We start from the raw sequence: 5,080 nt of genomic DNA on the forward strand, positions 1-5,080 counted from the left end.
GGCGGCGTCGGCCCAGTCCGTGCTCGCGAGCTTCACGAACTCGACGCCGACGGGGGAGAGGGTCCACGACTCGAACTCGGTGGCGTCGTTGGCGGAGCCCGTGGCCAGGTGCAGGCCGAGCCCGACCAGGCCGAGGTCCCAGCCCACGCCGACGGCACCAGGCCCGTACCGGGTCCAGAAGTCGGGGTCGACGACGGCCTCGTGCACGAGCTCCAGCGTGGTGCCGCCGTCGGCCGGGCTGAGGGAGACCCGCACCCAGGAGACCTGGCCGCCGAACTCCCAGGTGACGGCGAAGCTCTCCGGTGCGTCGCAGCGTTCGACGAGGCCGCCCGCCTGGCCCTCGAACTGGTAGCGGCCGCCCACGGTGAGGTCGCCGCTGACGGGCAGGAACCAGCGGGGGAGGCGCTCGGCGGAGGTCAGCGCGTTCCACAGGTCGTCCTGGTCGGCGTCGTACGTCCGGCGCGCGACCGCGATCTTGGTCGGGGTGCCGTCCCGGCTGCCGTCGCGGACCTCGCGGGTCATGAGGCCGGCGGTCGCGACCGGGTCGATGGTGCTCGTGCTGGTCATGATCTGTCTCCTTGTATAAGTCGTCACTTATTTATGACACATGAGCGCTGCGAGCGCAAGGGAGGTCGTGTCCGGGCTCGATCGGTCCGGGCGGCAACGACCATGCACCTGCTGCCGGCCGGGCGCCGGGACTGGCAGCAGGTGCATGGTCGACGGCCGTGAAAAAAGTGTGCCAAGCGCATCGCGCCACGAGTGTCGGTGACGAGGAGTAGGTTCCGAACATGGCCCAGAGACCGGAGGCTCAGGTCGCGGTGGTGCCGGCCACCGCCGACCGGTTCGACGACATCGCGCGCGTCCTCAACCCGTCCGGGCGCGAGCAGGCGTGCTGGTGCATGCACTGGCGCGCGCCGGCCAAGGAGGACGTCACGACGCGCGGGGACCGGCTACGCGCGCTGACGCGGGAGGACCCGACGCCGGGGATGCTCGCGTATCTCGACGACGGTGAGGTCGCCGGCTGGCTCGGCTTCTCCCGCCGCTCGGCCGCCCGCTCGCTGCAGCGCTCCCGCGTGCTGCCGGTGGGGGAGCCCGACGCCTGGCCCACCACCTGGGTGTTCATGTGCGTGACGGTGCGCGCGGGCTTCCGCCGGCGGGGCGTCGCCCAGGCCCTGCTCGATGCCGGCGTCGACTACGCGGAGGCCCACGGCGCGACGGCGCTCGACGCCTTCCCCGTGGAGCCGGAACCCGGCCGACGCGTCCCGGTGAGCGCAGCGTTCGTCGGCACGGTCGGCATGTTCGAGCGCGCCGGCTTCGACCGGCTGGGACCGACGGACTCGACGAGCGGCCGGCTGACCCGCTGGCACATGCGGCGGGAGTTCGCCCCGATCCGATGACGGGCCGGGGCGCCTACTCCTCGACCGGCACGACCACGCACAGCTCGAACGTGTCCCGGCCGCGGCGCAGCAGGTAGCGCATCCGGTCCGCCGTCGCCTCCGAGGCGTTCTCGTCCTTGAAGCTCCACCGCACGTCGACCCACAGCAGCGCGTCGCCCACCTGCTCGACGGCCTTGATCTCCGGCACGGCGGCGACCAGCCCCCGCTCCCGGTAGCCCGCGAGCATGCCGCCGAGCTCCGCCCGCGCAGCCTCGGCGTCGGGCAGCATGACGGAGCGCTCCGCCGCTACGACCACCGACGGGTAGGCGAGCCCGTCCGCGAGGGCGTCCAGGTCGCCCGACCCGAGCGCGACGCCGTAGCCGACGAGGAACGCGAGGAGGTCTTCGTGGTCGTACGGGGTGCTCGTCATGCCCTCACGGTAGGCGGACGCCGACCGCTCCACCACCTCGTGGAGCGGCTCCGGGGCAGGGGCTCAGCGGGCGGCGTGGGCCAGGGCCTGGTCCAGGTCGCCCCAGAGGTCCTCGACGTCCTCCAGGCCCACCGACAGGCGCACCAGGTCTGGTGAGATGCCCGCCTCCTTGCGGGACACCTCGTCCATGATCCGGTGGGTCAGCGAGGCGGGGTGCTGGATCAGGCTGTCCACGCTGCCCAGGCTCACCGCCGGGGTGATCAGCCGCACGGCGGACACCAGGGCCACCGGGTCGGCCGACGTCTCGAACGACACCATGGCCCCGCCGATGCTCGGGTAGTGCACCCGCGTGACCCCCGGATGGTCGGCGAGCCGGCGCGCCAGCTCCGCCGCCGTGGCCGAGGCCCCGTGCACCCGCACCGCGAGCGTCGACAGGCCGCGCAGCAGCTCGTACCCCGCCATGGGGTGCAGCATCGCGCCCGTGACGAACCGGATCTGTCGCAGCGACCGGGCCATGTCCTCGCCACAGGCGACCACGCCGCCCATCACGTCGCCGTGCCCGCCCAGGTACTTCGTGGCGCTGTGCAGCACCATCGCGGCCCCCTGCTCCAGCGGGTGCTGCAGCACCGGCGTGGCGAACGTGCTGTCCACCAGCACCGGAACGGGGGCGCACGCGTCGGTCAGCGCGCGCAGGTCCACCTCGTCCAGCGTGGGGTTGGCCGGGGTCTCGACCACCACGAGCCCGGTCCTGCCCGTGATGGCCGACGCCGCGTCCTCGGGAGAGGCCCACGTCACCGACGTGCCGAGCAGCCCTGAGTCGAGCAGGTGGTCCGTGGTGCCGTACAGCGGCCGGACGCCGACGACGTGCGGGCGGCCCGCCGCGACCTGGGCCAGCAGACAAGCGGACAGCGCGGCCATGCCGGTCGAGAACGCGACGGCCGCCTCGGCCCCTTCGAGCTCGGCCAGGGCGTTCTCGAACCGGCGCACCGTCGGGTTGGCGACGCGCCCGTATACCGGCGTGCCGCCATCGTCGTGCCCCTCGGCGAACTCGTCCAGGCGCGTGGCCTCGCCGACGACGTCGTGCGACGGGTAGGTGGTGGACAGGTCGATCGGCGGGGCATGGAGCCCGAGGGCGGCGAGGTCGTCCTTGCCGGCGTGGACGGCGCGCGTGGTCCAGGAATGCAAGCTCATGGGTGACTATCGGCATTCGTCCTGTCGGACGGCGCCGCGACGTGCTAGATATTCGGCCCATGACCCAGAACGTGCTCCTGGATTCGGTGGACCGGGCGCTGCTGCTCGAACTCCAGAACGACGGACGCCTCTCCAACAAGACGCTCGCGCAGCGGGTCGGAGTCGCGCCGTCGACCTGCCTGGCGCGCGTCCAGCGGCTGCAGAACGCCGGCGTGATCCGCGGGTACCACGCGGCGATCGACCCGGCCGCCGTCGGGCGAGGGCTGCAGGCCATGCTGATGGTGCGGCTGACCATGCACTCGCGGCCCCTGCTGGGGCCGTTCGTCGAGTGGGTGCGCCGGCTGCCGCAGACCCGGGCGGTGCACCACGTGTCGGGGCCGGACGACTTCCTGATCAACGTGGCCTGCGCCGACACCGACGAGCTGCAGCGGCTCGTGCTCGACCTCACCGCCCGCGGCGAGGTGGGGCGGGTGCAGACCGACCTGGTGTTCTCGTCCTGGACCTGCGGCCCGGTCACCCCGGCCTGACCCCGTGTCAGACGTCCAGCTCCCTCTGGTGACCTGGACGTCTGACACGGGCGTGGGGTTCAGAAGGCCTGCGCGAGCAGGTCGGCGAACAGGGCGTCCGCGTCGACGTCGAGCCCGCGGGCGGTGAACCAGTCGCACACGGTGCGGCAGTCGCGCAGCAGCACGTCGCTGGAGAACGGGTTGGCGGCCAGGTCCACGACCTGCGGCAGGTCGATGATGACCAGCCGCTCGCCGTCGGCCAGGATGTTGTACGGCGACAGGTCGCCGTGCGCGAAGCCCAGCCGGGCCAGCACCGACATGCCGTACGTCAGCTGCTCCCAGTAGGACTCCAGCAGGTCGTCCGACGGCCGCACCCTGGTCAGGCGCGGCGCGGCGATCGGCTGGGTGCGGCCCAGGTCGTCGGTCTCCTCGGTGCCCACGAACTCCATGAGCACCTCGGTACCGTCGATCTGGACGGGGTAGGGCACGGGCGCGCCCGCCTCCCAAGCCGTGCGCAGGGCGATGAACTCGGCGTCCGCCCACTGGGTGGCCGACACCGCGCGACCCCAGGCGGACTTGCGGTCCTCCATGGCGCGCTGGTCGCGGGTGCGCCGCACGGTGCGGCCCTCGGTGTACTCCGAGCCGCGGTGGAACTGCCCGTGCTCCAGGCTGCGGTACCGCTTGGCCACGAGCAGGCAGCGCGTGGCCGCCTGGTCGAGGGTCAGGTCGGGTGTGGACTCCGCGCCGGCCGGGACGGCGCGCTCGATGAGGAACGCGTCGGCCTCCTTCCCGGTCTTGAGGATGCCGAGCTCGGTGTCGATCGCGGCGTCCCGGGTGACCACCCAGTCCGGCAGCGGCTCGGGTCCGCGCTGCCCCTTGGCGACTGAGCGCCAGGTGGACCAGCGCTGCCCGGGGCCGGGCTGGGTGGGGTCTGGCTGGGTGGGGTCGGTCAGGTCGTGCTGGACGACGTCGGCGCCGTGCCCGGGGCCGGCGTCGTCGGCGGAGGTGGGGTAGTAGCCCTCCAGGTCCTCGCGGCTGACGCGCACGCGCTGGGTGGACCGGCGTTCTGCGGCGGCCGACCGGTCGCCGGACGACATGCTGCCCTTGCCTGCTGCGTGGATGAGGGCGGCGGAAGGTGATTCGGGAAAACGGGGCAAGTGGGTGCTCCTTGATGCTGGAGCATCACCGGATCAGTCCCGGGTGCTCCTGGTGACAGTGGCGTCTGCTGCCGCGGAGGCAGCTGCGCGAACGACGTCGTCCATCACTGCCTCCTTCCTGTCCGCACCGTGCTCGAACGCACGTGCCGGAGCTGATCTGTCCTGCTGGCTTGGCCGGTCAGCGAGCGCCTCGAGGGGTGGCCCGATGACCGTGCGAGGAGCATTGCACCCGGCCGGTGCGGGTCGCACCTGTTTTTTCGAGGCCGGTGGTCGCCGGGGCGGCCGGGGCTGGTTGTCGCCGGGCACGGAGCTGGTTGCTGCCGGGGACAGGGCTGGTTGCCGCCGGGGCGGACCGGCCGTCTGCCGCCGGGGCGGACCGGGCTGGCTGCCGCCGGGGCGGACTGGCCGTCTGCCGCGGGG

6 protein-coding genes are annotated in these 5,080 nt (G+C 72.9%); 2 read left to right on the forward strand and 4 right to left on the reverse strand.

The window, feature by feature from the left end:
- On the reverse strand, positions 1–567 hold a 567-nt coding region (locus tag PROKR_RS16410; RefSeq protein ID WP_036964766.1), incomplete at its 3' end, for an SRPBCC family protein.
- 221 nt (positions 568–788) lie between these two features.
- Here PROKR_RS16410 and PROKR_RS16415 point away from each other — a divergent pair.
- Complete coding sequence (locus tag PROKR_RS16415; RefSeq protein ID WP_051433060.1) at positions 789–1,397, forward strand: GNAT family N-acetyltransferase; 609 nt, start codon at positions 789–791, stop codon at positions 1,395–1,397.
- A 13-nt stretch (positions 1,398–1,410) separates the two neighbouring features.
- On the opposite strand, the gene PROKR_RS16420 is transcribed toward PROKR_RS16415, so the two are convergent.
- Positions 1,411–1,806 carry a hypothetical protein gene (locus PROKR_RS16420; RefSeq protein ID WP_051433065.1) on the reverse strand — a complete coding sequence of 132 codons (396 nt, stop codon included), beginning with the start codon at positions 1,804–1,806 and terminating at the stop codon, positions 1,411–1,413.
- A gap of 63 nt (positions 1,807–1,869) precedes the next feature.
- On the reverse strand, positions 1,870–2,997 hold the full coding sequence (locus PROKR_RS16425) for a trans-sulfuration enzyme family protein (protein WP_036964768.1): 1,128 nt from the start codon (positions 2,995–2,997) through the stop codon (positions 1,870–1,872).
- A gap of 59 nt (positions 2,998–3,056) precedes the next feature.
- On the opposite strand from PROKR_RS16425, the gene PROKR_RS16430 reads away from it, so the two are divergent.
- The gene (locus PROKR_RS16430) at positions 3,057–3,524 is read left to right on the forward strand and encodes an Lrp/AsnC family transcriptional regulator (protein ID WP_036964769.1); all 468 of its coding nucleotides are present in this window, start codon (positions 3,057–3,059) and stop codon (positions 3,522–3,524) included.
- A gap of 59 nt (positions 3,525–3,583) precedes the next feature.
- Here PROKR_RS16430 and PROKR_RS16435 read toward each other — a convergent pair whose 3' ends face one another.
- Entirely contained in the window at positions 3,584–4,660 is a 1,077-nt protein-coding gene (locus PROKR_RS16435; RefSeq protein WP_245605853.1) for a serine protein kinase RIO, read from the reverse strand.
- Positions 4,661–5,080: the final 420 nt, after the last annotated feature.

It is taken from the genome of Promicromonospora kroppenstedtii DSM 19349 (assembly GCF_000515355.1).
Classification (GTDB): Bacteria; Actinomycetota; Actinomycetes; order Actinomycetales; family Cellulomonadaceae; genus Promicromonospora; species Promicromonospora kroppenstedtii.

Bases quoted from the DNA above. Each gene is read 5' to 3' on its own strand.
- PROKR_RS16415 (WP_051433060.1), top strand. From the start codon at position 789: ATGGCCCAGAGACCGGAGGCTCAGGTCGCGGTGGTGCCGGCCACCGCC.
- PROKR_RS16420 (WP_051433065.1), bottom strand. From the start codon at position 1,806: ATGACGAGCACCCCGTACGACCACGAAGACCTCCTCGCGTTCCTCGTC.
- PROKR_RS16425 (WP_036964768.1), bottom strand. From the start codon at position 2,997: ATGAGCTTGCATTCCTGGACCACGCGCGCCGTCCACGCCGGCAAGGAC.
- PROKR_RS16430 (WP_036964769.1), top strand. From the start codon at position 3,057: ATGACCCAGAACGTGCTCCTGGATTCGGTGGACCGGGCGCTGCTGCTC.